The organism is Streptomyces sp. NPDC048650 (assembly GCF_043199095.1).
GTDB lineage: Bacteria > Actinomycetota > Actinomycetes > Streptomycetales > Streptomycetaceae > Streptomyces.
Genome location: NZ_JBICVM010000001.1, coordinates 1,031,797 through 1,055,986, shown reverse-complemented (window position 1 = coordinate 1,055,986; position 24,190 = coordinate 1,031,797). Strand labels below are relative to the sequence as shown.

Genomic DNA, 24,190 nt, shown 5'->3' with positions numbered 1-24,190 from the left:
CCTTGAGTGACATCACTCAGGGTTGTCTGCGAGCGATCTCGCCGCCCGGACGCAGTGCGCGAGGGCCGAGCGGGCGTAGGCGGGGGATGCGCCCGCCAGTCCGCACGACGGGGTGACGACCACCGACTCGGCAAGAGTCCCTGGTGCCAGCCCCAGCCTGCGCCACAACGTCCTGACACCCATGACGCTACCGGCAGGGTCTGACAATGGGCCGTCCACGCCGGGCACCACGCCCGCGAACAGTGCCGTACCGCCCTCGACGGCCTCCCCGATCGCCTCTTCCTCACGCTCGGTGAGCAGCGAGAAATCGAACGAGACGCCCGTGGCCCCGGCCCGCCGCAGCAGTCCGAACGGCACCCCGGGCGCGCACGAATGGACGACGACGGGTGCGCCCTGGGCGACCTGGACGAGATCGCGCAACGCGCCCTCGACCACCGCCCGGTCCACGGCCCGGTGGGTGCGGTAGCCGCTGGCGCTCCGCACCTGGCCCTGGAGCACCGCCGTCAGCGACGGCTCGTCCAGCTGGAGGACGATCTCGGCGCCGGGCACCCGCCGCCGTACCTCCGCAAGATGCCCGCGCAGCCCCTCCGCGAGGGACGCCACCAGGTCCCGGCAGGCTCCCGCGTCGCTCAGGGCCGCCTCGCCGCCGCGCATTTCCAGGGAGGTGGCCAGCGTCCAGGGGCCGACCGCCGAGACCTTCAGCGGACCCTGGTACCCCTGGGTGAACTCCTCCAGGGCGTCGAGGTCCTCGCCGAGCCAGGAGCGGGCGCGGCGGGTGTCCCGCCCCGGCCGGTCGCTGATCCGCCAACCGCTGGGCTCCACATGGGCATAGACCTCGACGAGCATCCCGATGGTCCGGCCGATCATGTCGGCGCCCGGTCCCCGGGCCGGCAGCTCGGGCAGGTGCGGAAAGGACTCCAGCGACCCGGTGACGGTCTTCGCCGCTTCCCGCGCATCACCGCCCGGCATCGATCCGACGCCGGTCGCCGCGCCGGCGGCCCACTTGTGCGTGCTGTTCGTGCTCACCCGGAGAGGGTATGCGGCAAGGCCCGGTGGGCGCGGGCCCGCCCACGCCCCGCCGGCCGAGCCCCGCCGCCCGCGCCCGCCGCAGCGCCCCCGTCGGCTGTCTCGCGGGCGTCAGCCCCTCCGGCGCAGGCCGGCCCACCCGATGACCGCCGCGGCCGCCAGCGCGCCCGCCGCCAGCGCGAAGGCGAGGGTCGCGCCCCGGTAGCCGCCGCCCGCTCCGGTCAGCGCCGCGCCCATCCCGGCGATGCCGACCAGTGAGCCGATCTGTCGGTTGGCGTTCAGGGTCGCGCTGGCGATGTCGGCGTGCTCGCGGCCCGCGGCCTCCATCAGGACGCCGGTCATGGCCGGGACCGCGACACCGCTGCTGAGGTTGGCGACGGCGAGGACGACCGCGATCACCCAGTACGGCAGGGCGGGCGTCAGGAGCAGAAGGAGGAGTCCGTACCCCGCGGCGGAGACCGCGAGAGAGCCGGTGAGGGCGGGCCGGTTGCCGATGCGCAGCCCGAAGCGCGCGTAGAGCATGTTCCCGAACGCGATGACCAGCACGGCCGGCAGCATCTGGAGTCCCGCCGTGACAGGGCCGGCGCCGCGTGCGATCTGGAGGAAGAGGCCGAGGACGAACAGCGCCCCGTAGAAGGCGAAGTTGAAGAGGAAGCCGATGGCGTTGGCGGCGGCGAAGCGGCCGTCCGCGAAGAGCTCGACGGGCAGGATCGGGGTCCGCACCGCGCGCTCGCGCACGGCGAATCCGGCCGCGGCCGCCACGGTCACCGCGAACGCCCCCAGCACCCAGGGCGAGGACCAGCCCCGGTCCGGTCCCTCGATGAGCCCGTAGCTGAGCGATCCGAGCGCCAACAGCCCCAGCACATGGCCGCCGCCGCCCAGCACGGAGCGGCGCGCCGGTATCGCCGCGACGATCCGCGGGGTGAGGACGAGCGCGACCAGGCCGATGGGGAGGTTGACGAGGAAGATGCTGCGCCAGCCGAGGGTGCCGACGAGGAGGCCGCCGATGGACGGCGCGAGTCCGACGGACGTCGAGACGATCGCGGACCAGATACCGAGGATCTTTGCGCGGCGGGCCGGCTCGGGGAAGGCGTTCATCAGCAGCGACAGCGAACTGGGCATGAAGAGCGCGGCGCCCGCCCCCTGGGCCAAGCGGGCCGCCACCAGGACGGCGCCGTTCGGCGCGACGGCGCCCAGCAGGGAGGCGGCGGTGAATGTCGCCAGCCCGATGAGGTAGATCCGGCGGGCCCCGTGGCGCTTGGCCAGGGACCCGGCGAGCAGCAGCAGCGCCGCGAAGGCGAGGACATAGCCGTCGACGACCCAGGTCAGCCCCGACATGGTCAGGCCGAGGCGGGACCGCAGGTCGTTCGAGGCGACGTTCATGATGCCGGTGTCCAGGCTCGCCATCACGAACCCCAGGGCCAGGACGAGGAGTTGGAGTCCACCACGGGGCCGGCCGGAGGGCCGCGCCACGCTCGCCTTCGCGCGCGGCGCCGTTGTCTTAGTGATCATGCGCTCAGTTAAAGCTGTATCCGTCCCGGGACACAATGATGACAGCTGTAACTTTACTGAACCCATACGAAAGGCCCCGGGGAGACGCCCCCAGGGCCCCCTCCGGCCCGGCGGACGGCCCGGTTCTTCGGGTTCTCCTCGGCGTCCTTCCCCCCCACTCGCACCCGTGTTAGCCGGACGTTAGCGGAGCGGCAGCCCGGCAACAGCGGCCCCGGTCAGAGTGGGTGACGTACCGAGAAGACAACGACACGGACCGCCCCGGGGGACCCGCAATGAGCTCCAGCACCACTGCCCGCACCGTTCGCCGCCGCACCCTGCGCACGGCCGCCGCGGTCCTCACCGCAGCCGCCGGCCTCACCCTGACCGCCTGCTCCGGCTCGGACGCCACCGGCACCAAGCCCGCGGCCCACGCGGAGTCGGTCAAGGCCGCCGCCGAGTCCAGCGGCGCCGGCTCCTCCGCCGGGGCACAGGGCTCCGACGGCAAGGCGGACCCCGGCACCAAGGCCGACACCAAGGCCGACACCGAGGCGGACGCCGCGAACAAGCAGTCGGGCAGCGCGAACGCCACCGGCGGCGGCAAGGCGTCCTCGGGCGTCCAGCGCTGCCACACCTCCGGCCTGAAGGCGGCGTTCGCCACGGGCGGCGACGCGACCCCGGACCCGAACGCGGGCGGCTCGACGACCACCAGCGTCGTGCTGACCAACAAGGGCGGCAGCGCCTGCACGATCGGCGGCTTCCCGGGCGTGGACCTCAAGTCGGAGAACGGCGGTGAGCGCTGGTCGCTGCAGCGCTCGACGGCCAAGCACGGCTCGATCACCCTGAACCCCGGGGACAGCACCGACTTCACGATCAACGTCGCCCTGACCAAGGAAGAGGAGGGCTTCTACCAGCCCGCCTGGGCGGACGTCACCCCGCCCAACGAGACCAAGTCGATCACCATCGAGTGGCCCTGGGGCACGCTCGTCGACCAGCGGGGTGCCACCCACCCGGCCACCTTCGTCAACCCCATCGGCTGACCACCTCGGCGCTGCCCCGGACATGGGCCGAGCACCCTCCACCACCGCTGACCGCTCTCCACCCGGCGAGGACTCGTCCCGCCGGCGCCGCGCCGAGAAGTCCGCTGCCCCGTGTGACACACCGGGGCAGCGGACTTTCCGCTTGACGGACCCGCGCCCCGGGCGCCGGGCCGCCCCCGTCGAACGACAGGTCCTAGGCGTCGCGCCCCAGGGCCGCCAGCAGATCGTCGCGCAGCGCCGCCCGCTCCGCGTGGGAGAGGTGGTCGAGCGGCGACGCCGTACCCATCCGCCGCAGCAGATCCAGCCGCAACTCCCGCCCCGCATCGGTCAGTACGAGCTGCTTGGCGCGCCCGTCCTGCGGATGCGGCCGGCGCACCACCATGCCCTGCTTCTCCAGCTTGGAGATGACATAGGTGACATTGGGCGGCTCACAGCACAGCAGCACGGCCAGCTCCCGTGCCGTTCTCGGCTCGCCGAGCTCCTCCAGCGCCTTGGCCTGCGTCGGCGTCAGATCGAGCTCGGCGATCCGGCTGCGCTGGTGGGCGTCCAGCCGGCGGCCCAGCTCGGTGACGAGCCCCCGGATCTCCCGGAATCCGCACCCCGCCGCCGCGGTCGCCTTCGCTTCTGTGGTCACCCCAGCAGGGTACGTCGCCGCCGGCCGCACCGGCCGGTGCGGCCGACGCTAGCGCCCCGGCCGCACCGACACGTCGTTGATCTCCGCGTCGCGCGGCAGGTCGATGGCGGCGAGGACGGTCGTCGCCACCGACTCCGGGTCGATCCACCGGGACGGGTCGTAGTCCTTGCCCTCCTGCTGATGGACGCTGCCCTGCATGGGCGTCGCGGTGCGCCCCGGGTAGACCGACGTCACGCGTACGCCGTTGTCGTGCTCCTCGGCCCGCAGCGAGTCGGCCAGCGCCTTCAGCCCGTGCTTGCTCGCGGCATAGCCGCCCCACTGGGCGTGCGCATGGAGGCCCGCACCGGAGTTGACGAAGACGACATGCCCCTGCGCGACCCGTACCAGCGGCAGCAGCAGCCGGGTGATCTCCGCGGGCGCGACGAGGTTGACGGTGAGCTGGCGCTGCCACGCCTTGGCGGGCAGATCGCCCACCGCGCCCAGTTCCACGACGCCCGCGATGTGCTGGAGGGAGTCGATACGGTCCGGCAGCGGCTGCTGACCGAAGGCCCAGGAGAGCTTCTCGGGGTTGGCCAGATCACCCACGAGCGTGCGCGCACCGGGGAACTGCGCGGCCAGCTCCTTGGCCCGCACCGCGTTCCGGGCGAGCAGCCACAGGTCCTCCCCGCGCTCCGCGAGCCGCCGTGCGACCGCCGCTCCGATGCCGGACCCTGCGCCTGTGATCAAGTGCGTACCCATGCGGCCGATCCTAACGAGGGGCCGCATGGCCGGGGACCGGGGCTCAGCCCTCGATGCCCGCCTTCTCCTCCAGGTACGCGAGCGCGCCGACGCCGTCCGCCGCGAAGAAGACCAGCTCGGTGAGCGGTACCGGAAGGAAGCCCTCCGCCTCCATCCGCAGGAACTGCTCCTTCAACCCGTCGTAGAAGCCCGCGGTGTTCAGCAGCACGACCGGCTTGCTGTGCATGGCGTGTTTGCGCAGCTCCAGGATCTCGGTGGCCTCGTCCAGCGTGCCCGTGCCGCCGACCATGATGACGACGGCGTCGGCCCGCGCCAGCAGCTGCGCCTTGCGCTCGGCGAGGTCCTTGGTGACGACCATCTCGTCCGCGCCCGCGTGCGCCTTGTGCGCCAGGAACTCCACCGAGACCCCGATGAGCTTCCCGCCCGCTCCGCTCACCCCGTCCGCCATCACCTTCATCAGCCCGGTGTCCGAGCCGCCCCAGACCAGCGCATGGCCGCCCCTGCCGATCAGCTCGGCGAACTCCCGCGCGGGCGTGACATAGCGGTCGTCGAGGTCGGCGGCGGAGCAGAAGACACAGATGTTCATACGCGTCACGATACGGACCGGGCGGCCGGCCCCGACAGGGCGGCGGAGTCCCGCCGGGCCGGGCAGGGCACGCCCCAGCCCCGGCCCGGCGGTGACTCCCTAGATCAGGCCCTGGTCCAGCATCGCGTCCGCGACCCGCTCGAACCCGGCGATGTTCGCGCCCGCGACGTAGTCGCCCGGCAGCCCGAACCGCTCGGCCGTCTCGTAGCAGGTGTCGTGGATCGCGCGCATGATGCCCGCGAGCTCGCCCGCCGTCCGCTCGAATGCCCAGGCGTCCCGTGCGGCGTTCTGCCGCATCTCCAGAGCGCTGGTCGCCACCCCGCCGGCGTTGGCGGCCTTCCCGGGGCCGAAGGCCACACCGGCCTCCTTCAGCAGCGTCACCGCCTCCGGGGTGGTGGGCATGTTCGCGCCCTCGGAGACCGCCTTGACACCGTTGCGGACCAGGATCCGGGCGGCGTCCGCGTCCAGTTCGTTCTGGGTGGCCGACGGCAGGGCCACATCGCAGGCGACGTCCCACACCCGTCCGCCGGGTACGTAAGTGGCCGACACCCCGCGCCGCTCGGCGTACTCGGCGATCCGGCCGCGCTCGACCTCCTTGATCTGCTGGAGCAGCGCGAGGTCGATGCCCTTCTCGTCGACGACGTATCCGCCGGAGTCCGAGCAGGTCAGGACGTTGGCGCCGAGCGCCTGTGCCTTCTCGATGGTGTAGATCGCGACATTGCCGGAACCGGAGACCACGACCTGCTGGCCGTCGAGCTCCTCGCCGCGCCGCTTGAGCATCTCCTCGGTGAACAGCACGTTGCCGTAGCCGGTGGCTTCCGTACGGGCCGTGGAGCCGCCCCACTCGAGGCCCTTGCCGGTCAGCACGCCGGCCTCCCAGCGGTTGGTGATCCGCCGGTACTGGCCGAAGAGGTAGCCGATCTCCCGGCCGCCGACGCCGATGTCCCCGGCCGGGACGTCGGTGTGCTCGCCGAGATGGCGGTGGAGTTCGGTCATGAACGACTGGCAGAACCGCATCACTTCGGCGTCCGACCTGCCGTGCGGATCGAAGTCGCTGCCGCCCTTGCCGCCGCCGATGTTCAGGCCGGTGAGCGCGTTCTTGAAGATCTGCTCGAAACCGAGGAACTTCACGATCCCCAGATTCACCGACGAATGGAACCGCAGTCCGCCCTTGTACGGGCCGAGCGCGCTGTTGAATTCCACCCGGAAGCCGCGGTTGACGTGAATGGCCCCGGAATCGTCCTGCCAGGGGACCCGGAACATGATCTGCCGCTCCGGCTCACAGAGCCGCTCCAGCACCCGCGCCTCGACGAACTCGGGACGGGCCGCCAGCACCGGGGCCAGCGTCTCCAGCACCTCCAGGGCCGCCTGGTGGAATTCCGGCTCCCCGGGATTCCGCCGCACCAGCTCCGCGTGCAGTGAAGCCGGGCCCGCCGTCCGGACGCCGGACCTGCCCTCGGTTTGAACACTCGACATGACTTGCGTTCCCTTCGTGGCCGAACGAAATGCCGCCTGCGGTCCGGGTGATGACGACGCCGAGCCGCAGCGACCGTAGACGTCCCGTCGCTTCGCCGACCCTACTTGCCGACCCGTGGCCGATCGAGAACACCACCCGCAGTGGTGGCGGCCTTCTGCATCCGATGGATGCCTGCCGCCCCCGTGCTCCCGCTGTGCGGAGGGTTGCCGGTGTGCGTCCCTGTCCGACGAGGTCCGCCACCGGCGCTCCGGCGATGTCCGCCACCGGCGGCCCGGTCAGGAGAACCCTGAACGGGCCCGGCCGGTTGCCTACGGCCCGCACTCCCGCACTCCACTCGCGGATACTCCAGGCGCCCTCCGTCGGCCTCGTTTCGGCATACGTTCTTCGGCATACGTTTCCCCGGCATCGTGTATCCACCGAGCGGAATTCACACGCGGCATCGCGCGTGCGATATGTCATATCCGGTATTCGGTGTTCGCCCTCCGCAATGCGGGGCCGAACCGGCCGGTCGTTGTCCGATGGCCTCGCTCCGTGCGCCGGCGCGCCGACGTCCGACGCCGCGGGCCCTCTTCCCTGAGGCCGTGAGCGCCGTCGGCCGTGGTCAGCTCTCGGCCGCGACCGTCTCGACGTCGGGCGGAACCTGCGCCGCCGGGTCCCGGCCGGTGCCGGCGGTGCCCTGGGCACCGGCGTCGCGCCCGGCATCCGCCTCGGCCTTGACCATCTTCTCCATCGGATCGGCCGAGGTGCCGCCCGCGGCTACCATCGCCACCAGGATGGCCACCACGGTCAGTACCGTCCCGAGCCAGACCATGGTGTGCACCGGCACCGTGTAGGCGCCCACGACCTTCAGCACGCACTCGGCCAGCAGGGCGCTCCCCCAGATCACCGAGAAGCGCCGCTCGGCCCGCCGGAACGGCGCGGAGTCCGCCCGCAGCCGGTCCCACGCGGCGTTCCCGGCCGCGCTCCCCTTCGTCACCCATGGCTTGAGCCCCGCGGTCATCAGGGGCTTCCCCATCGGTACCGAGACCAGGATCGCGATGCCGACGACGCTGCTCACGGCGCTGTCCTTGGCCAGCATCAGCCGCGGATCGCCGGCCACCGCGCTCATCGCCAGTCCGACGGCGTTCACGATCAGCATCAGCAGCGCGAGGCCGTTGACGCTGCGGCTTCGCACCAGCCCCCACACCGTGCGCAGCGCCGGCACCACGCTGCTCCATCCCAGCGCTGCCATCGTGCTCAGCCCGAAGCCGTCACTGAGGACGTAGTACGAGGCCACCGGGATTCCGGCGTCCACGATCAGCGGCAGAAAACTGTCCAGCAGCGGATTGCGGGGCCGGTCCCCGGCGACCGGCGGTTTCTGACTCATGACTGTTCCCCCATGGTGGACGGTGCTCTGCTGCGTCGACGGTTCCGACGCAGTCAGCTTCGCCCGACGGTCCGCCCGCCAACAGTCCCGACTGTCCCGGCTTCGCCATGACATTTGTCAGTACCGGGGCCGGGCACGCGCCGCGCTCCACCTCCTGCCGGGCGGTGACGGCCACCGGGCGTCCGTGGCGGCGGAGTTCGGCGAACCGGCGGCGATCGGCGCCCCGAGCGATGTCGGACCCGGCGTCCTGGCGCTCTCCGGCTGCCGGCCTCCGACCGGCCCGGCTACGCCCCCGCCCGGGCCCGCCGCTCCGTCGTGGCGATCGTCGCCGAGCCGACCACCCGCGTCCCGTCGTAGAGGACGATCGCCTGGCCGGGGGCCACGCCGCGGACCGGTTCGGTGAAGGTGACCTGGAGTTCGGTGCCGTCGACCAGCTCGGCGGTGACCTCGGTCTCGCCGCCGTGGGCGCGGAGCTGGGCGGTGTAGACGGCGGGTCCGGCGCTCGGGGGGCGGCCGCACCAGCGGGGCCTGATGGCGGTGAGGCCGGTGACGTCGAGGGACCCGGCGGGACCGACGGTGACGGTGTTGTCGACCGGGGAGATGTCCAGGACGTAGCGCGGCTTGCCGTCGGGGGCGGGCGTGCCGATGCGCAGGCCCTTGCGCTGGCCGATGGTGAAGCCGTAGGCGCCCTCGTGGCTGCCCAGGACCGTGCCGGACTCGTCGACGATGTCGCCCTCGGCCGTGCCCAGGCGCTTGGCGAGGAAGCCCTGGGTGTCGCCGTCGGCGATGAAGCAGATGTCGTGGCTGTCCGGCTTCTTGGCGACGAACAGGCCGCGGCGGGCGGCCTCTTCACGGATCTCGGGCTTGGTGGTGAGGGTGTCGCCGAGCGGGAACATGGCGTGCGCCAGCTGGCGGTCGTCGAGGACACCGAGGACGTACGACTGGTCCTTGGCCATGTCGGAGGCGCGGTGCAGCTCGCGGCCGCCGTCGGGGTTCTTCACGACCGTGGCGTAGTGGCCGGTGCACACGGCGTCGAAGCCGAGCGCGAGGGCCTTGTCCAGCAGCGCGGCGAACTTGATCTTCTCGTTGCAGCGCAGGCAGGGGTTCGGGGTGCGCCCGGCTTCGTACTCGGCGATGAAGTCGTCGACGACATCCTCGCGGAAGCGCTCGGCGAGATCCCAGACGTAGAAGGGGATGCCGATGACGTCCGCGGCGCGGCGTGCGTCGTGGGAGTCCTCGATCGTGCAGCAGCCGCGGGCGCCGGTGCGGAACGACTTCGGGTTCTCGGAGAGCGCGAGATGCACGCCGGTCACATCATGGCCGGCCTCGGCGGCGCGGGCCGCGGCGACGGCGGAGTCGACACCGCCGGACATGGCGGCGAGTACGCGGAGGCGGCGGGGGGCGTCTTCAGTCATAGCCCGTCCAGGGTAAGCGGAACTGTCGGCGGCCGGGAAAGCGTTGTGGGGGGTGTGGGGAGAAACGGGGAGCGCCGGGACGGCGCGGACGGGACGTCGCGCGGGCCGACGCGGCGGCGGGCGCTGTGGATCGGCGGTGCGGGTGTGGCCGCCGCCGGCGTGGCGGCGCTGGGGGCCACGGGTGAGCTGTCTCACTGGTGGTGGCGGCTGCCGGGCCACGACCGGCCCCGGAAACCGGGGGCCGTCGACCACCGGGGCGCGCAGTGGGTCGCGGCGTCCCCGGAGAACTACCGGCGGGCCGACCGTCCGGCCGACTACGCCGTCGACCGGGTGGTGATCCATGTCGTCCAGGGGAGTTTCGCGACCGCGCTGAGCGTCTTCCAGGATCCGGGGCACGAGGCCGCCGCCCACTACGTCATACGCAAGGACGGGCGGGTGGCGCAGACCGTCCGCGAGCTGGATGTGGCCTTCCACGCCGGGAGCCGCGGCTACAACGAGCGCAGTGTCGGCATCGAGCACGAGGGGTACGTCGACCGGCCGGAGTCGTTCACGGATGCCATGTATGCGTCATCCGCGCGGCTGACGGCCGAGATATGCCACCGCTATCGGTTCCCGGCCGACCGGGAGCACATCGTGGGGCATGTGGAGGTGCCGGGGACGGATCACACGGACCCGGGACCGCACTGGAACTGGGACCGCTATCTGGCGCTCGTGGTGGCCGAGCTGCGCGGGCGGGAGGCGGCCGAGCAGGCCGGGACGCGGCGGTCCGGTACGTAACCGGGGCGAGGCGCCGCGGGCCGGCGAGCGGGCGCCGCCGCCGACGCGCGGGGAAGCGCCGTGGAGGCGGGCGCCGCCCCCTCAGCTCAGGCCGGCGCTGCGAGCCCGCTCGACCACCGGACCGATGGCCTCGGCCAGTGCCGCCACCTCCTCCGTGGTGGAGGTGTGGCCCAGCGAGAAGCGCAGGGTGCCGCGGGCCAGTTCCGGGGACATGCCGGTGGCCAGCAGGACGTGACTGGGCTGGGCGACGCCGGCGGTGCAGGCGGAACCCGTCGAGCAGGCGATGCCCTGGGCGTCCAGCAGCAGCAGGAGGGAGTCCCCCTCGCAGCCGGGGAAGGAGAAGTGGGCGTTGGCGGGGAGCCGGCCCGCGGGGTCCGGGTCGCCGCCGAGCACGGCGTCGGGGGCAGCGGCACGGACGGCCTTGACGAGGTCGTCGCGGAGGGCGCCGATGTCGCGGGCGAACTCCGCGCGGTGGGCCGCGGCATACCGGCCGGCCGCGGCGAAGGCGGCGATGGCAGGGGTGTCCAGGGTGCCGGAGCGGACGTGCCGCTCCTGGCCGCCGCCGTGCAGCACCGGCACGGGTGCGTACTCGCGGCCCAGGAGCAGCGCGCCGATGCCGTACGGGCCGCCGATCTTGTGGCCGGAGACGGTCATGGCGGCGAGCCCGGAGGCGGCGAAGTCGACCTCCAGCTGACCGAACGCCTGCACCGCGTCCGCGTGCAGCGGAATCTCGAACTCCGCTGCGGTCCGGGCGAGTTCCTGGACCGGCTGGACGGTCCCGACCTCGTTGTTGGCCCACATGACGGTGGCGAGCGCGACGTCGGCGGGGTTGCGCGCGATGGCCTCGCGCAGCGCCTCGGCGTGCACCCGGCCGTAGGTGTCGACCGGCAGCCAGTCGACGCGGGCCCCTTCGTGCTCGGCGAGCCACTCCACGGCGTCCAGGACGGCGTGGTGCTCGACCGGGCTGGCGAGCACGCGGGTACGGGCCGGGTCGGCCGCCCGCCGGGACCAGTACAGGCCTTTGACCGCGAGGTTGTCGGCCTCGGTGCCGCCCGCCGTGAAGACGACTTCGCTGGGGCGCGCACCGAGCGAGGCGGCGAGGGATTCCCGTGCCTCCTCCACGGTGCGCCGGGCGCGCCGGCCGGCGGCATGCAGGGAGGACGCGTTGCCGGTGACGGTCAGCTGGGCGGTCATCGCCTGCACCGCCTCCGGGAGCATCGGAGTGGTGGCGGCGTGGTCGAGGTAAACCATGGTGCGGACGATTCTACGAGCAGGCCCGCGGGACCCCGGGGGCGCATGTCCGGCGCGCGGTTGCGCCGGGCGCGGAGGGACGGCGTCCGGTACGCGTGACCGCACACCCATGGACGAACCCGTAAGGAGTGTTTAGCGTGACACTCATGACACAGTGGCTTCTGGACCGGACATTCCACACCTCATCGGGCGACGAGGTGCGCTGGGCCGTCCTCGGGGAGGACCGGGCGGCACCTCCGGTGGTCCTGCTGCACGGGACGCCGTTCTCGTCGTACGTCTGGCGGGGCGTGGCCCGCGCCCTCGCCGCGCGGCACCGGGTGTTCGTCTGGGACATGCCGGGATACGGCGCCTCGCAGCAGCGGGCGGGCCAGGACGTCACGCTCGGCGCACAGGCCCGGGTGTTCGGGGAGTTGCTGGCCCACTGGGAACTGACCGGGGACCGGACCCCGCCGGCCGTGGTCGCGCACGACTTCGGGGGCTGCGTGGCGCTGCGGGCCCATCTGCTGCACGGTGCGCGCTGTTCCCGGCTGGCGCTGGTCGACCCGGTGGCACTGGCGCCCTGGGGCTCGCCGACGTACCGGCTGCTGGGCGCGCACGCCGAGGTCTTCGGCCGGCTGCCGCCGCCGCTGCACCGGGCGATGGTCCGGGAGTACGTCTCCTCGGCGAGCCACCAGGGGCTGCACCCGGACGTACGGGAACGGCTGGTCGAGCCCTGGTGCACGGAACAGGGGCAGCCCGCCTTCTACCGGCAGATCGCACAGAACGATCAGCGGTTCACGGACGAGGTGCAGGGGCGCTACGGGCGGATCGACCTGCCCACGCTGGTGTGCTGGGGAGCGCAGGACAGCTGGATCCCGCTCGCCAAGGGCCGCGAGCTGGCGTCCCTGATTCCGGGGGCGCGGCTCCATGTCGTCGAGGGCGCGGGCCATCTCGTACAGGAGGACGCGCCCGCGGAGCTGACGGCGGCGCTGGCGTCGTTCCTGGGGGCGGGCGGGTAACGCGATCAGGGCGCCAGGCGGCGGCCGGCGCGGTGCACGGCGGCGACCGCGTCGCCGACCTCGGGCGCCGCCCCCGCCAGGGCCTCCTGCGAGGTCACGGTGTCCAGCACCCCGCGCAGGCGGTCCCGGTCGGCGTGCGGGAGGCGGCCGCCGCGCGCGAAGTCGGCCACCCGGCCGAGGAGTTCGGCCTCCAGGGAGCCGAGGTCCGCGAGGGTGGCCGCCGGGGCCCGCTCCCCGGAGGCCAGTCGCAGCCGGTCGCGCAGCACGCCCACCGCCGCGGCCAGATCGCGCAGGACCGTGCCGGCGGCCGACTTGTCCGCCGCGCGCGACACACCCGCCCGGCCCGGACCGGTCGCCGGGCCCGGCTTGTCCCGCAACAGCGCACGCACCCCGGCCGCCTCCGGGGCACCGAACGCCTCGTAGACCGCGAGCGCCTCACGCCAGTGCGTCCGGGCACCCCGCTTGCGGCCCAGCGCGGCCTCGGCGTGCCCCAGCGCGGCCAGCGCATCGGCACGCCACCGCTCGCCGCCCGGCACCAGCAGGCGCTTCGCCGCGTCCTGCGCGGCCGAGGCGGCCTCGCCGGGCCGGATCAGCGCGGCCGTCGCCTCGGCCGCCCGGCAGCGGGCCCGCCCCGCCCAGAGGTGCTGGTGGTCCTCCTCGAAGAGCGGCAGCGCCTGGAACACGCATCGGAGCGCATCGGTGTGCCGGCCGGCCGCGGACAGCGCCTCGGACAGGGCGTACAGCCCGTGCGCGAGCCGCGGGGAACCGTCCCCGGCCCGGCGGTGGACGGCCACGCCGCGCTCGGCGAACAGGACGGCGTCGGCGCTGTTGCCGGCCGCCGCCCACAGGCGGGCCAGCGCAGCGAGCGCGGCGGCCTCGCCCGAGCCGTCGTCGTGGTCGCGACAGTGCTCCCAGGCGGCGGTGAGATGACGCTCGGCCGCGTCGTGCCGCCCCTGGTGCAGGGCGATGATCCCGCGCGCATACGGCGCCCGGAAGCGCGTCACACGGTCGCCGCAGCGGTCCGCGAGCCGCTCCGCCTGCCGCGCCTGCGGCTCGGCCTCGGCGAACCTGCCCAGTGCGGCGCAGGCGTCGGCGAGCGCGGCCCGGGCCCGGGCCTCCGCCCGCTCGTCACCCGCCGCCGCCGCCCGTGCCGCCACCGCGTGCGCCGCCGTCTCGAACGCGGCGGAGAGCGTTCCGGAGTCCGCCGTCACCTCGACCAGCAGCAGGAGGTCGGCGGCCGGCCGCACGAAGCGCGCGGAGCGCACCGCCAGCCGGCGGACGAACGCGAGGACGTGGGGTGCCTCGTCGGCCCAGGCGGCCAGCGCGCGGCCGGTGTCCGGCTCCGCGGGGAGCACGGCGCACGAGGCACGGGTGAGGTCGTCGAGCCAGCGCTCCCCCGCGTACCGGCTCTCGTGCAGCCGCCGGCCCATGGCCAGATAACAGGTCAGCAGGCGGGAATGCGCCTCGTCGCGCGCGGCGGCGGGCAGTTCGCGGTCGACCATCGCGCGGGCGAGGGACCGCAGTTCGCCGGCGTACCGGTAGTGGCCGGAGGGCGTCTTCGTGAGCGCGCCGGCCGCCAGGAGTTCGGCCAGCTGCGCACGGGCCCGCTCCACCGTCGTGTCCAGCAGCGCGGCGGCGGCGGGGAGCGACGGCTCGGCGCCCTCCGGCACGGCCAGCAGGCACAGGGCGCGCTGCGCGAGCGGGGTGAGCTGCGCGTCGAGCCACTGGAGCAACAGGTGCTCGGGCAGGGCCCGATGGGCGTCGACGGCGGTCTGTCGGGTCAGCTCGACGCTGCCGGTGAGGCCGTCGAACGCCGGGCGCCGGCGGCCCGTGAGCAGCACGGCGCCGCCCGGCCGGGCCGTGGCGGCCGGGAGCAGCGAGGCCGCCGCGTCGTCCGCGCCGTCCACGACGAGCAGGACCCGGCGCTCCGACAGCAGCGAGCGGTAGTGGGCGCGGCGGTCCGGCCCGCTCTCGTGCAGGTCCACGAACAGCACCCCGTCCGGGAAGTGTTCCGCCACCTCCTGGGCGACCCGCACGGCGAGCGCCGTCTTGCCGACGCCGGCCGGTCCGTGGACGGCCCAGCAGGGCGGCGGGCCGTCCCGGCGGGTCAGCCCCGCCGCCAGCCGGGCGATCTCCCGGCCGCGGCCGAAGAAGTACGCGGGGACGGCGGGCGCCGCCTCGGGCCCGGGGCCGGGGGCCGCTGTCGGGGAGCGGTACACGCCGTCCAGGAGGTCCCTGCGCCACCGGTCGATCCGGGCACGGTGGGCCGCGGCGAACGGTCCGGGCAGGCCGGCGAGGGGTTCGCCGGCCCACAACTCCAGTGCCGCGTCGCGCAGTCGGCGGGCCTCGGCGGGGTCGTCGGCGTCGCGGGCGCGGGCGACCAGCCGCGCGGCCCGGTCCAGGTCGAGGTCGAGGACGGGCTCGCCGCCGTCGGGCCCGCGCAGCGCGTGGACGCCGTCCCGGTCGGTGAGCACGACGCCGTCGCCGAGCGCCCGGCCGAGCCGCGAGGCGTGGGCGGGCAGCGCGGCGACGGCGCCCGGCGGCGGGGCGTCGCCCCACAGGTCGGCCGCCAGTTCCGCCGTGGTGGCGGCGTGTGCGGGCCTCAACAGCAAGGACGCCAGCAGCGCCTGCTCCTCGGGCCCCGCCGGCCCGACCGCCGTCGCGCCCCGCCAGGCGCAGACCGGACCGAGCACCCCGAAACGCAGCGCCGGCGGGAGCGGGGGACGGCGCTGCGGGGGCACCGCGGTGCCGCACCGGTCCGGCACCGCGCCGCCCATCCGCTCCAGCACCGGGCTGGCCAGTACGGCGAACGCCCGCGCCGAGGCGTGCAGCGCCACCTCGCCCTCGTCGTCCCCCATCAGCACGGGGAAGTCCGGCAGCCGTCCCATGTACGGCTCCAGGGAGCGGCCGACCGCCTCGACGACCTCCACCGCCTGTTCCGTGCCGAGGCCGCTGAAGAGCAGCTCGCGGACCCCGGGCCGGAAGTCGTAGACGGGTTGGGCCTGTTGGCCCGGCGGCGGGTCCAGGGCGCGGTCCAGGGCCTCGGCGGCGGCCGCGTCGCGGGCCCGGCCGGTGCGTTCGAGGAGGCCGCCGAGGAGGATCTCGGCGACGTGAGTGGGGCCGGCGTCGCGCATCGTGGCGGCGCGTACCAGCTGCATCAGGGGGGTGGTCAGCGGACGGATCGCCGAGAGGCGTACGGCGAGGCGGTAGGCCTCGGGCGAGAAGGCGCCGCGGAAGTGGGCGAGCAGTTCCTCGGCGGTGCCGTGCGGCCGGGGCGGCGGGAGCTGCGCGGGCTCCTCGTCCAGCAGTGCGGTCTCGATCAGGTGCGGGACGCCGGGGCGGGTGAGCAGTCCGGCCCACTGCTCCAGGGCCGAGGCAGTGGGGTGCAGCACGGGCAGCGCGAGGAGACCGTCCGCCTCCGGGTCGCGTTCACCGCTCAGGGCGTCGCAGACGATGAGGCGGCCCACGGGGTCGAACTCGCCCGGTGCGGCCAGGAGCCGGGGGCGTGCGTCCAGGGCCGTGCCGCGCCACAGCCGCCGGGGCAGCGGGTTGAGGACCGCCACCGGGCCGCCGCGGCCCCAGGCCGCCAGCGCCCGTACGGCCTGCGGGCCGCGCCATCCCGGATTCGTCCCGTCGGTCAGGAGGAAGGTGACCGCCGTGGCGGCGGTCTGCCGGCTCAGCAGGGGGCCGGCCGGATCCTGCGGGTCGATCGAGTGGACCTGGACGGAACGGAAGATCGTGCTCCGGGCGAGCATCGCGCGCAGCTCCGCGGCCAGCGGGCCCCACACCTGCATGGCGGCGGAGCAGTCGACCAGGAGCACGGCCGACCAGTGGCGTTCCTGGTCCGGGCGGGAGACGACGTCGAGGAAGCCGGTCTCGGCGGCGAGCCGGACCGTGGCCTCGACATCGGTGACGGTGCGGTGCGGATGGTCCCGGGACCTGCGCAGCGGGCGCAGTGCGCGGCCCAGCTGCTGGGCGTCGGGCAGCGCTCGCCCGCCGGGGACCCGTGCGGCGCGGGCGCGGTCATGGCCGGGCCCGCTGCCCTGGCTGCCCATGGCGTACAGCGCGCGGCGGGGCGGCACGGCGGGCGCCGTGGGATCGGCGGGGTCGGCGACGTCGGAGGGATCGCCGGCGTCGGCGGGATCGGCCGGGACCGGCCCGGCGGCCTCGCCGGCCTCGCCGGCCTCGTCCGCGGGAGGGCCGGGCGGTGCGCCGGCCGCGTCCCCGGCCGCCTCGCCGTCCCCGTCCGTCCGCCCGAAGTCCCCTTCGGCTCCGCCCGCATCGGCCCCCGGCACCCGCACGTGCTCCCCCGGCTCCCCCGTCGTACGGGGCTCCCCGCGCCCCTGCATCACCTGCGTCAGCCACAGCACGTCGAGGAGTTCGGCGGCGCCGAGGTCGTAGCCTGCGGCGGACATCAACTGCCGCAGCCGTTCGGTCATGGCGCCATGGGTTCGTCGAGGCGGTGCAGCACGGCGGCGAGGAGCTCTTCCCTGCTGAGGTCGGCGCCGCTGATGCGCAGATGGACGGCGGCCAGCAGCTGGTCGGTGGCCAGGGTCTGCGTCTTGGCGCGCTGGTGGAAGTCCTCGATGAGGTCCTCGGCGGCGGCCACGGCCCGCTCGCCCAGGTTGTGCTCGATGATCTTCCGCAGTCGGTCGCCGGTCGGTTCCGGCAGGTCCAGCCGCACGCAGCGGCGCAGGAAGGCGGGCGGGAAGTCGCGTTCGCCGTTGCTGGTCATCACGACGACCGGGAAATGGGCGCAGCGGACCATCCCGCGCCGGACCGTGACCCGCTCGCGGCTGCCGCTCAGCAGGACCTGCACCTCCTGCTGGTGCTCGGGCAGCCGGGCCAGCTCCGGGATCTCGAACTCGCCCTCCTCCAGGACGACCAGCAGGTCGTTGGGCAGGTCGATGTCGGCCTTGTCGAGCTCGTCCACCAGCAGGACGCGGGGGCGGTCGGCCGCCAGGGCACTGCCCAGCGGGCCGAGGCGCAGATACTGGCCGATGTCGCCGGCCGCGGCGGCGCGCCGGACCCTGGGGCGGCGGGCGGAGCCGCGCGACGTCTCGCGCTCGCGCCGTAGCGACGCCTCACGGAGCCGGCCCACGGCGTCGTAGCGGTAGAGGGCATCCGCAAGCGTGGAGCGGCTGTTGACCGACCAGCGCAGGACGTCGCCCAGCGCCAACTCGTCGGCGACGGCGCGGGCCAGCGAACTCTTGCCGGCTCCGGGGCGGCCGGTGACCAGCAGCGGCCGGTGCAGATGCAGGGCGGCATTGACGACGGAGATCTCGTTGCGCTCCAGGAGGTACGGGGCGCGGGGCGCCGTCCCCCCGGCGGCCGAGAAGCCGCGCCAGGGCGGTGGAGCCGGCAGGTCCGAGGGGCCGCGGAAGACCCACCAGTCCTCCGGCGCTTCCTCCGGTTCGCCGTATGCGCCGGCTGCGCTCTGTCCGGTCACCGCGTGTTCTCCTCGTTCATGGCTGCGTCCACACACAGGGCCTTCATGGTTGCGTCAGCACCCAGGCATCGGGCGCGAGTTGCGGAGGCCGGTGGTCCGGCGCGTCGTAGAGCAGGGACAGCCGGCGGCCGTGGTGCGTCGTGCTGTCGGGCTCGGCCATCGCCTTGGCCCGCTCCAGGCGCACCGCTTCGGGGACCTCGGCGTGGTCCGTGCCGTCGACCAGCGCCAGCAGGTCCTGGGCGATCCTGGCGCCGTGTTCGGCGCGGTGCCACAGCACGGTGTGCACACCCGCCTGGACGCACTGGCGCAACAGCGTGCCGTGGTGGCGCGGCTCGCAGCACACGATGACCGTCCCGGCGTCGCGGTGCACCTCCAGCTGGGCGCGGGCGACCATGCGGTCGGTGTGCCGGTGGTCGAGCACGAGGTGTTTGGCAGACGCCAGGGCCGCGGTGCGCTGTTTCCAGCCGGCGTAGCTCTCGCGGGAGCGTTCGGTGGTGCGCACCACCACCCGGCGGGTGATGCCGGGGGCGAACGGCCCGTCCTCGTCGCTGTCCGGCGATTCCCAGGAGTCGACGTCGAGGCCGAGCCAGGCGGACGGCAGGAAGTACTCCACCAGGGCGGTCTCCGGGTCCTCGCGGACCTCGGTGCGCAGCACCCGGCGGATGTCGTCGACCACCTGCTCGCTGCCCGACTCCGCGTCGCGGACCAGGGAGAGACGGTGCGACAGGTCGTCGGCGAAGGTCCAGATCTGATAGGTGAAGCGGCGGCCGTTGGGGGCGGGCAGCAGCTCCACCTGGACGCGCGGGGCACGTGCGACCGGGGCCGCGAGGACGGCGGCCGACGGGCCGGGGAAGGGGCCCGGTGCGGGCGCCCGTACCACGGCGGCGGCCTCGGCATCGGCCCGGAACTGGCTGACCGCGTCCTCGTCCACCCCCGACCGGGCGGCGACCCGCTCGACCCAGGCGTCGAGGTCCTCGGCCGGATACGGGCCGGCGGCCAGCTCCTCGACGCTGATCCGGACCACCCCTTGCAGCAGAGGGGGCACGGGCCCGCCGGTGGCGGAGCCGAAGCCCTCCAGGGCGTCCATCGCGTCGGCGAGGCCCGTGACGGCGGGCAGCTCCGGTGCGTGCGGCAGGACGCGTTCGAGGAGGGTGCGGGGGTCCGTGCGGGTGCAGTGGGCCAGCAGGCCGGACAGATCGCGGCGCTGGCGGGTGGTCAGGTACTCGCCGGGGCGGACGGTGCGGGCCGCGCGGCGCAGCCGTTCCCAGTCCTCGCGCGCGGTGTGGTGGCCGGACCGGTCGTAGGAGGCGGCCCGTGGCGGCTGGTGGTCCCGTACGAGGTCGAGGAGTTCGGGCAGCCCGCGGCGGACGCTCACCGCCAGGCCGACGAGCCGGTCCAGGTCGGCCGCGGGGCCCGCCGAGGCCCGGCCGAGCCGGGCGGCGAGGCGCTCCTCGCAGGCCAGGACGGCCTCGCGGCCCGGCAGCACCCGCTCCAGCGCGGTCAGCAACTGCTGCACGCCGCGCCGGGCGGTGGGCACCGATGAGGGCGGCAGCGCGGGGAGTTCGGCCTCGATGGCGGGGACGCTGATGGCGTACATCGTGGCCGGCGGCGACCCGGGGGCGGGCGGGCCGGCGGCCCGGTGCACGGCCGCGACCAGACCGACCACGGCCTGCCGTTCGCGGTCCCACAGCGGTCCGCCGCTGAAGCCCTCGGTGACCTGGGCGCCGCCGAGCACGTCCAGCGCGATCCAGGGCGGCGCCGACACCCGGGGCACGGCGCGGAGGGTGGGCAGCGGATTGCCGCTGGCCCATAACGCGACGACTTCGCCCGCGTAGTTGTGCTGGAGGAACGGTGCGGGCTCGGCGCCCCCGGGCGGGGCGTCCGTCAACTCCAGCACGGCCAGATCGCCGTGATACGGCACCCGTCCCGGCTCGACCGGATCGCGCCCGGCGGCCTTGGCCCGCGGCGGCACCCACATCTCCCGCAGGACCCGGGCGGTCAGGTCGCGGGCGGGGGCGACATGCGGCAGTCGGAGCGTGACCGTGTCGCCGTGGCCGGGGGTGTCCTGGGCGAACCGCTCCCTGCCCAAGGCGCTGTTGACGACGTGCGCGCAGGTCAGCACGAGCCGTTCGGCGACCAGCACGCCCGCGCCGACGGCCTGTTCGCCGTGGCGTACGGAGGCGAAGGAGAGCTGGAGCGGGGTGTCCGGGCCCGCGCCGGGGATCACGGCGTGGCCCCGCCGGGTTCACCCGCGCCGCTGCCGAGGTTCCACTTGGCGCTGATCTTGAAGCTGGCATCGCCCTTGCCGGAGAAGACGCCCAGGCGCAGATCGGAGCCGAGCGTGACGCCGAACTCCACGGTGACCTCGTCCGGGCGGTGGCTGCCTGCGGAGATCGAGCGGTGGATCTGTGCGAGCACGCCGCCGAGCGGACGCAGGGCCTCTTCCAGAGCCTCCCCACCGCGGGTCAGCGCCCGGCCGACCCGGCTGTCCACGCTGACCGGCTCGGCGGAGCCGAACGCGTCGGGCAGCGCCAATTCGTCCTCGGCGGCGGGTGGTTGGGCCGGCGGGGCGCCGGGGGTGCCGTCGGTGGCCGGCTCCGCGGCGCGCAGCCATACGACGGTTCCGTCTTCCAACTTCAGCGCCACGTCCCCCATACCGTCAGTCTGCCATGGGCCCACCGCCCCCACGCGCACTTTTGACGCATGCTTTCCGCTTGCGCAACGGGAGCCACCTGCGCAAAGGGCGGAGCGGCGGCCTGCCGGGGCGCCGTGTCAGCCGTGTCAGCCGTGCAGCACGGTGCGCGCCAACTGGCGGGACTGGGCGACCAGCCGGTCCGCGGAGTCCCAGACCTCGGCGTCCTCCTCCAGGAAGCCGCCCGCGAGGTTGCGGGTGGTGATGGCGACGCGGAGCGGGCCGGGGGCCGGGCGGTGGCGGATGTGGGTGGTGAGCTCGACGGTGGGAACCCAGCCGGCCAGGCCCAGTTCGAAGGCGGTGGGCGGGAGGGCGTCGACGGCCAGGAGCAGGGAGAGCGGATCGGGTTCGCGGCCGTCGGCGAGGCCGAACCAGGCACGCATCTCCCCCTTGCCGGAAGGCGCGCCGACGGCCCAGCCGGCGGTCGCCGGGTCCAGGCGGAGGGCCAGACGGTCGGTGATGGCCGTGCTGCCGGCGATGGCCGGGCGGCCGGCGGGCGCGCTGTCGCTGCCCAGGCAGTGTTCGTACGGGGGGATGGCCGGCGGCTTGGCGGTCGTGCGGACGTCGTCGGGGAGGGCGTCGAGATCGCCGTAGGAGGCGAGGACCCGCAGCCGCTCCACCTCGGTGCCGTCCTCGGCGAACTGCACGAGGGTGGCGGTGCCGGTCGACATCGTGCGGCCGCTGCGGACCACCTCGGTGCGGATGACGGCGGGACCGGGGACGGAGGCGGTGAGGTAGTGGGCGGTGACCGAGAAGGGGTCGGGGTGCGGGAGGGCGTCGCCCAGCGCACGGCCCATCAGCGCGAGCAGATAGCCGCCGTTGACCGCCTGGATGATCGTCCAGCCGGCGGAGAGGTGCGCGTCGTACACGCCTGGGGCGCGGCGCGTGACCGCCGTATCGCGGTCGAACTCGCTGTTACCAATGGTCACCGTAGCCATGGCGGCACGGTACACCGAATAGTTACCGACCGGTAGTGTCAATTTCGAGCGTCGCCTCGGGCACGGGCCGGGCACAAAGGGAACACCTAAGCGGAGCGGGTCGGTCCGGCCTGCGATGATGCGGGCATGCTGCATGTGCTCTACCTGGTCGGTGTCGCCGCCTTCGCCGCGAGCGGGGTCCTGGCCGCCTACCGGGCCAACATGGACCCCTTCGGCGGCCTGGTGCTCGCCTTCGCCGCGTCGATCTCCGGGGGCACGCTGCGCGATGTGATCCTCGACCGGCGCCCGCTGTACTGGACCCACGACTGGGTGCTGCTGACGCTGATCATCTGCGTCGGCGTCGGCACCATGGTCTATCTGCGGTTCTGGCAGCTGCCGCACAAGTCCCTGCTGGTCGTGGACGCGGTCGGGCTGTCCGTGGTCACCGTGATCGGCGCGCGGGCGGCCATCGACGCCGGCGCGACGCCGCTGGCCGTCATCATCCTGGCCGTCCTGACCGGGGTCGCCGGCGAGGTCATCCGCGATGTGCTGTGCGGGGAGTTCCCCCCGCTGCTGCTGCGCGAGGACGTGTACGCGATCGCCGCCCTGGCGGGCGCCTGCTGCTATCTGGCGCTCTACCACCTCGGCCTGGGGGCCACCCCCGCCGCGGCGGTCTCGGCGGGGGTGGTGTTCGCGCTGCGCATGGGTGCGGTGTACTTCGGGGTGCATCTGCCCCGGCCGGAGCAGCTCGGCCGCCGGGGCGGGCCGGACGCCGGCTGACGGCGCCCGCGGGGCCTACTTCCCGGGCAGGGCCGGCCTGCTGTCGGTGGAGAGCCAGGCGTGGAAGAGGTCGTCCAGCTGCTGCCCGGAGATCTTCTCGGCGAGCGCGATGAACTGCGACGTCTCCGCGTTGCCGTAGCGGTGCGCCGAGGTCCAGGCCGGGAGCAGCCTGAAGAACGCCTTGTCGCCGATCCGCTCGCGCAGCGCCTGAAGGGTCATCGCGCCCCGGTCGTAGACCGCGCCGGAGAACATGGTGTCCCGCTTCGGGTCGGCGACCTTCACCTTCCAGAAGTCGTCGCCGGCCGGCAGGGAGGCGTACTCCTCGCGGAAGGCGTCGTGCGCGCTCTGGGTGCCCCGGTGCTCGGCCCACAGCCACTGCGCGTAGCTGGCGAAGCCCTCGTTGAGCCAGATGTTCTTCCACTGCCTGACCGAGACCGAGTCACCGAACCACTGGTGGGCCAGCTCGTGCACGATGGTGCTCTCGCTGCGCACGGCCGAGTAGACCGGCTTGGACTGCACCTCCAGCGAGAAGCCGGCCTGCGGCATGTCGTCGACGATCGCGCCGGTCTCCTCGAAGGGGTACGGGCCGAACACCTTGGACCAGTAGTCGGTGGCCTCGGCGGTGATGCCGTAGACATCGACCTTGCCGGTGGGCAGGGTCGGGTCGGTGGCGACGTAGATGGGCGTACCGCCCGGGGTGGTGCCCGTACGGACGTCGAACTTTCCGATGGTGGCGGTGGCGAGGTACGTCGCCATCGGGCGCCGCTCGCGCCAGTGGGCGTAGGAACGGCCGTGCGCCTCGCCGGAGTTGATGAGCCGGCCGTTGGAGACGCCGGTCAGCCCCTTGGGGGCGTCGATGCGGATGTCATAGGTCGCCTTGTCGCTGGGGTGGTCGCTGGAGGGGAACCACGTCGAGGCGGCGTTCGGCTCGCAGGCGACGAAGACACCGTCCTTGGTCTTCATCCATCCGTAGTCCGAGCCGAAGACGATCGGCCCGCTGAGCGGCTTGGGGACGCCGTGGTAGGCCACGGTGACGGTGAACTTCCCCCCGCGGCGCAGCGCGAAGTCGGGGCGTACGGATATCTCGTCGCCGGATCTGGCGAAGTGGGCGCGCCGGCCGTTCACCCGGACCGAGTCGACCTTCAGCTTCTGCAGGTCGAGGTCGAAGGCGGTGAGGTTCCGGGTGGCCCGGGCGGTCAGCGTCGTCCGGCCGTCCAGTCGGCCCGAGTCGGGGTGGTAGCTGACACCGAGGTCGTAATGAAGGGCGTCGAAACCGCCGTTGCCCAGCTCGGGGAAGTACGGATCTCCGACGCCGGGGGCACCGGGCGAGGCGGCGGGCGCGGCGGCGATGGTGGCGGCGGAGGCCACGGCCGTGGCGAGAGCGAGCCAGCGGGAGGTGCGACGGGCGGAGCGGGAGAGTGCCATGAGCAGTCCCTTCGGACCTTCGAACACACGGATGATGAACAACCGTGCCGACTCTGCACTCTCCCGCACCACTTTGCCCAGGACTTTGCCAATTCCTCTGCATTCACCGCCCGGTGGGCGCCCGGGTCCCG

At 74.0% G+C, this 24,190-nt stretch carries 19 protein-coding genes; 4 read left to right on the top strand and 15 right to left on the bottom strand.

What is annotated here, in order from left to right:
- Positions 1 to 12: 12 nt before the first annotated feature.
- Both ACGFML_RS04840 and ACGFML_RS04835 read right to left on the bottom strand, forming a co-directional pair.
- Positions 13 to 969: a methionine synthase gene (locus tag ACGFML_RS04840; RefSeq protein WP_393540419.1), complete on the bottom strand. Its 957-nt coding sequence runs from the start codon at positions 967 to 969 to the stop codon at positions 13 to 15.
- 168 nt (positions 970 to 1,137) lie between these two features.
- Positions 1,138 to 2,538, bottom strand: coding sequence for an MFS transporter (locus ACGFML_RS04835; protein WP_393539984.1), 1,401 nt, complete (start codon positions 2,536 to 2,538; stop codon positions 1,138 to 1,140).
- 272 nt (positions 2,539 to 2,810) lie between these two features.
- Here ACGFML_RS04835 and ACGFML_RS04830 point away from each other — a divergent pair, with 272 nt between their 5' ends.
- Positions 2,811 to 3,554, top strand: a complete 744-nt coding sequence (locus tag ACGFML_RS04830) for a DUF4232 domain-containing protein (RefSeq protein ID WP_393539982.1) — start codon at positions 2,811 to 2,813, stop codon at positions 3,552 to 3,554.
- A gap of 193 nt (positions 3,555 to 3,747) precedes the next feature.
- On the opposite strand, the gene ACGFML_RS04825 is transcribed toward ACGFML_RS04830, so the two are convergent.
- The 6 genes from ACGFML_RS04825 to mnmA all read right to left on the bottom strand — a co-directional run bounded on the left by ACGFML_RS04825 (position 3,748) and on the right by mnmA (position 9,770).
- Positions 3,748 to 4,188 carry a MarR family winged helix-turn-helix transcriptional regulator gene (locus ACGFML_RS04825; protein ID WP_393539980.1) on the bottom strand — a complete coding sequence of 147 codons (441 nt, stop codon included), beginning with the start codon at positions 4,186 to 4,188 and terminating at the stop codon, positions 3,748 to 3,750.
- A 48-nt stretch (positions 4,189 to 4,236) separates the two neighbouring features.
- Entirely contained in the window at positions 4,237 to 4,926 is a 690-nt protein-coding gene (locus ACGFML_RS04820; protein WP_393539979.1) for an SDR family oxidoreductase, read from the bottom strand.
- A gap of 43 nt (positions 4,927 to 4,969) precedes the next feature.
- Positions 4,970 to 5,512, bottom strand: coding sequence for a TIGR00730 family Rossman fold protein (locus ACGFML_RS04815; RefSeq protein WP_393539977.1), 543 nt, complete (start codon positions 5,510 to 5,512; stop codon positions 4,970 to 4,972).
- Positions 5,513 to 5,611: 99 nt separating this feature from the next.
- Positions 5,612 to 6,988: an NADP-specific glutamate dehydrogenase gene (gene gdhA / locus ACGFML_RS04810; RefSeq protein WP_393539975.1), complete on the bottom strand. Its 1,377-nt coding sequence runs from the start codon at positions 6,986 to 6,988 to the stop codon at positions 5,612 to 5,614.
- A 602-nt stretch (positions 6,989 to 7,590) separates the two neighbouring features.
- Positions 7,591 to 8,355, bottom strand: a complete 765-nt coding sequence (locus ACGFML_RS04805; protein ID WP_393539973.1) for a VC0807 family protein — start codon at positions 8,353 to 8,355, stop codon at positions 7,591 to 7,593.
- A gap of 284 nt (positions 8,356 to 8,639) precedes the next feature.
- Positions 8,640 to 9,770 carry a tRNA 2-thiouridine(34) synthase MnmA gene (gene mnmA, locus ACGFML_RS04800; protein ID WP_393539971.1) on the bottom strand — a complete coding sequence of 377 codons (1,131 nt, stop codon included), beginning with the start codon at positions 9,768 to 9,770 and terminating at the stop codon, positions 8,640 to 8,642.
- Between the two features lie 54 nt (positions 9,771 to 9,824).
- Between mnmA and ACGFML_RS04795 the strand changes: the two genes are divergently transcribed.
- Complete coding sequence (locus ACGFML_RS04795) at positions 9,825 to 10,547, top strand: N-acetylmuramoyl-L-alanine amidase (protein ID WP_393539969.1); 723 nt, start codon at positions 9,825 to 9,827, stop codon at positions 10,545 to 10,547.
- Between the two features lie 81 nt (positions 10,548 to 10,628).
- On the opposite strand, the gene ACGFML_RS04790 is transcribed toward ACGFML_RS04795, so the two are convergent.
- On the bottom strand, positions 10,629 to 11,798 hold the full coding sequence (locus ACGFML_RS04790; protein ID WP_393539968.1) for a cysteine desulfurase family protein: 1,170 nt from the start codon (positions 11,796 to 11,798) through the stop codon (positions 10,629 to 10,631).
- 146 nt (positions 11,799 to 11,944) lie between these two features.
- On the opposite strand from ACGFML_RS04790, the gene ACGFML_RS04785 reads away from it, so the two are divergent.
- On the top strand, positions 11,945 to 12,796 hold the full coding sequence (locus ACGFML_RS04785) for an alpha/beta fold hydrolase (protein WP_393539966.1): 852 nt from the start codon (positions 11,945 to 11,947) through the stop codon (positions 12,794 to 12,796).
- Positions 12,797 to 12,801: 5 nt separating this feature from the next.
- Here the strand turns inward: ACGFML_RS04785 and ACGFML_RS04780 are convergent, their stop codons facing one another.
- The 5 genes from ACGFML_RS04780 to ACGFML_RS04760 all read right to left on the bottom strand — a co-directional run bounded on the left by ACGFML_RS04780 (position 12,802) and on the right by ACGFML_RS04760 (position 21,875).
- Positions 12,802 to 17,235, bottom strand: coding sequence for an SAV_2336 N-terminal domain-related protein (locus tag ACGFML_RS04780; protein WP_393539965.1), 4,434 nt, complete (start codon positions 17,233 to 17,235; stop codon positions 12,802 to 12,804).
- Complete coding sequence (locus ACGFML_RS04775) at positions 17,232 to 18,245, bottom strand: AAA family ATPase (RefSeq protein WP_393539963.1); 1,014 nt, start codon at positions 18,243 to 18,245, stop codon at positions 17,232 to 17,234. Before ACGFML_RS04775 ends, ACGFML_RS04780 begins: the two co-directional genes overlap by 4 nt.
- Before the next feature lie 43 nt (positions 18,246 to 18,288).
- Complete coding sequence (locus ACGFML_RS04770; RefSeq protein WP_393539961.1) at positions 18,289 to 20,472, bottom strand: trypsin-like peptidase domain-containing protein; 2,184 nt, start codon at positions 20,470 to 20,472, stop codon at positions 18,289 to 18,291.
- The gene (locus ACGFML_RS04765) at positions 20,469 to 20,900 is read right to left on the bottom strand and encodes a CU044_2847 family protein (protein WP_393539959.1); all 432 of its coding nucleotides are present in this window, start codon (positions 20,898 to 20,900) and stop codon (positions 20,469 to 20,471) included. Before ACGFML_RS04765 ends, ACGFML_RS04770 begins: the two co-directional genes overlap by 4 nt.
- Positions 20,901 to 21,026: 126 nt before the next feature.
- Positions 21,027 to 21,875 carry a thioesterase family protein gene (locus ACGFML_RS04760; RefSeq protein ID WP_393539958.1) on the bottom strand — a complete coding sequence of 283 codons (849 nt, stop codon included), beginning with the start codon at positions 21,873 to 21,875 and terminating at the stop codon, positions 21,027 to 21,029.
- 126 nt (positions 21,876 to 22,001) lie between these two features.
- On the opposite strand from ACGFML_RS04760, the gene ACGFML_RS04755 reads away from it, so the two are divergent.
- The gene (locus tag ACGFML_RS04755; protein ID WP_393539957.1) at positions 22,002 to 22,634 is read left to right on the top strand and encodes a trimeric intracellular cation channel family protein; all 633 of its coding nucleotides are present in this window, start codon (positions 22,002 to 22,004) and stop codon (positions 22,632 to 22,634) included.
- A gap of 15 nt (positions 22,635 to 22,649) precedes the next feature.
- On the opposite strand, the gene ACGFML_RS04750 is transcribed toward ACGFML_RS04755, so the two are convergent.
- A complete protein-coding gene (locus tag ACGFML_RS04750) occupies positions 22,650 to 24,059 on the bottom strand; it encodes a M1 family metallopeptidase (protein WP_393539955.1) in 1,410 nt (469 codons plus the stop codon).
- Positions 24,060 to 24,190: the final 131 nt, after the last annotated feature.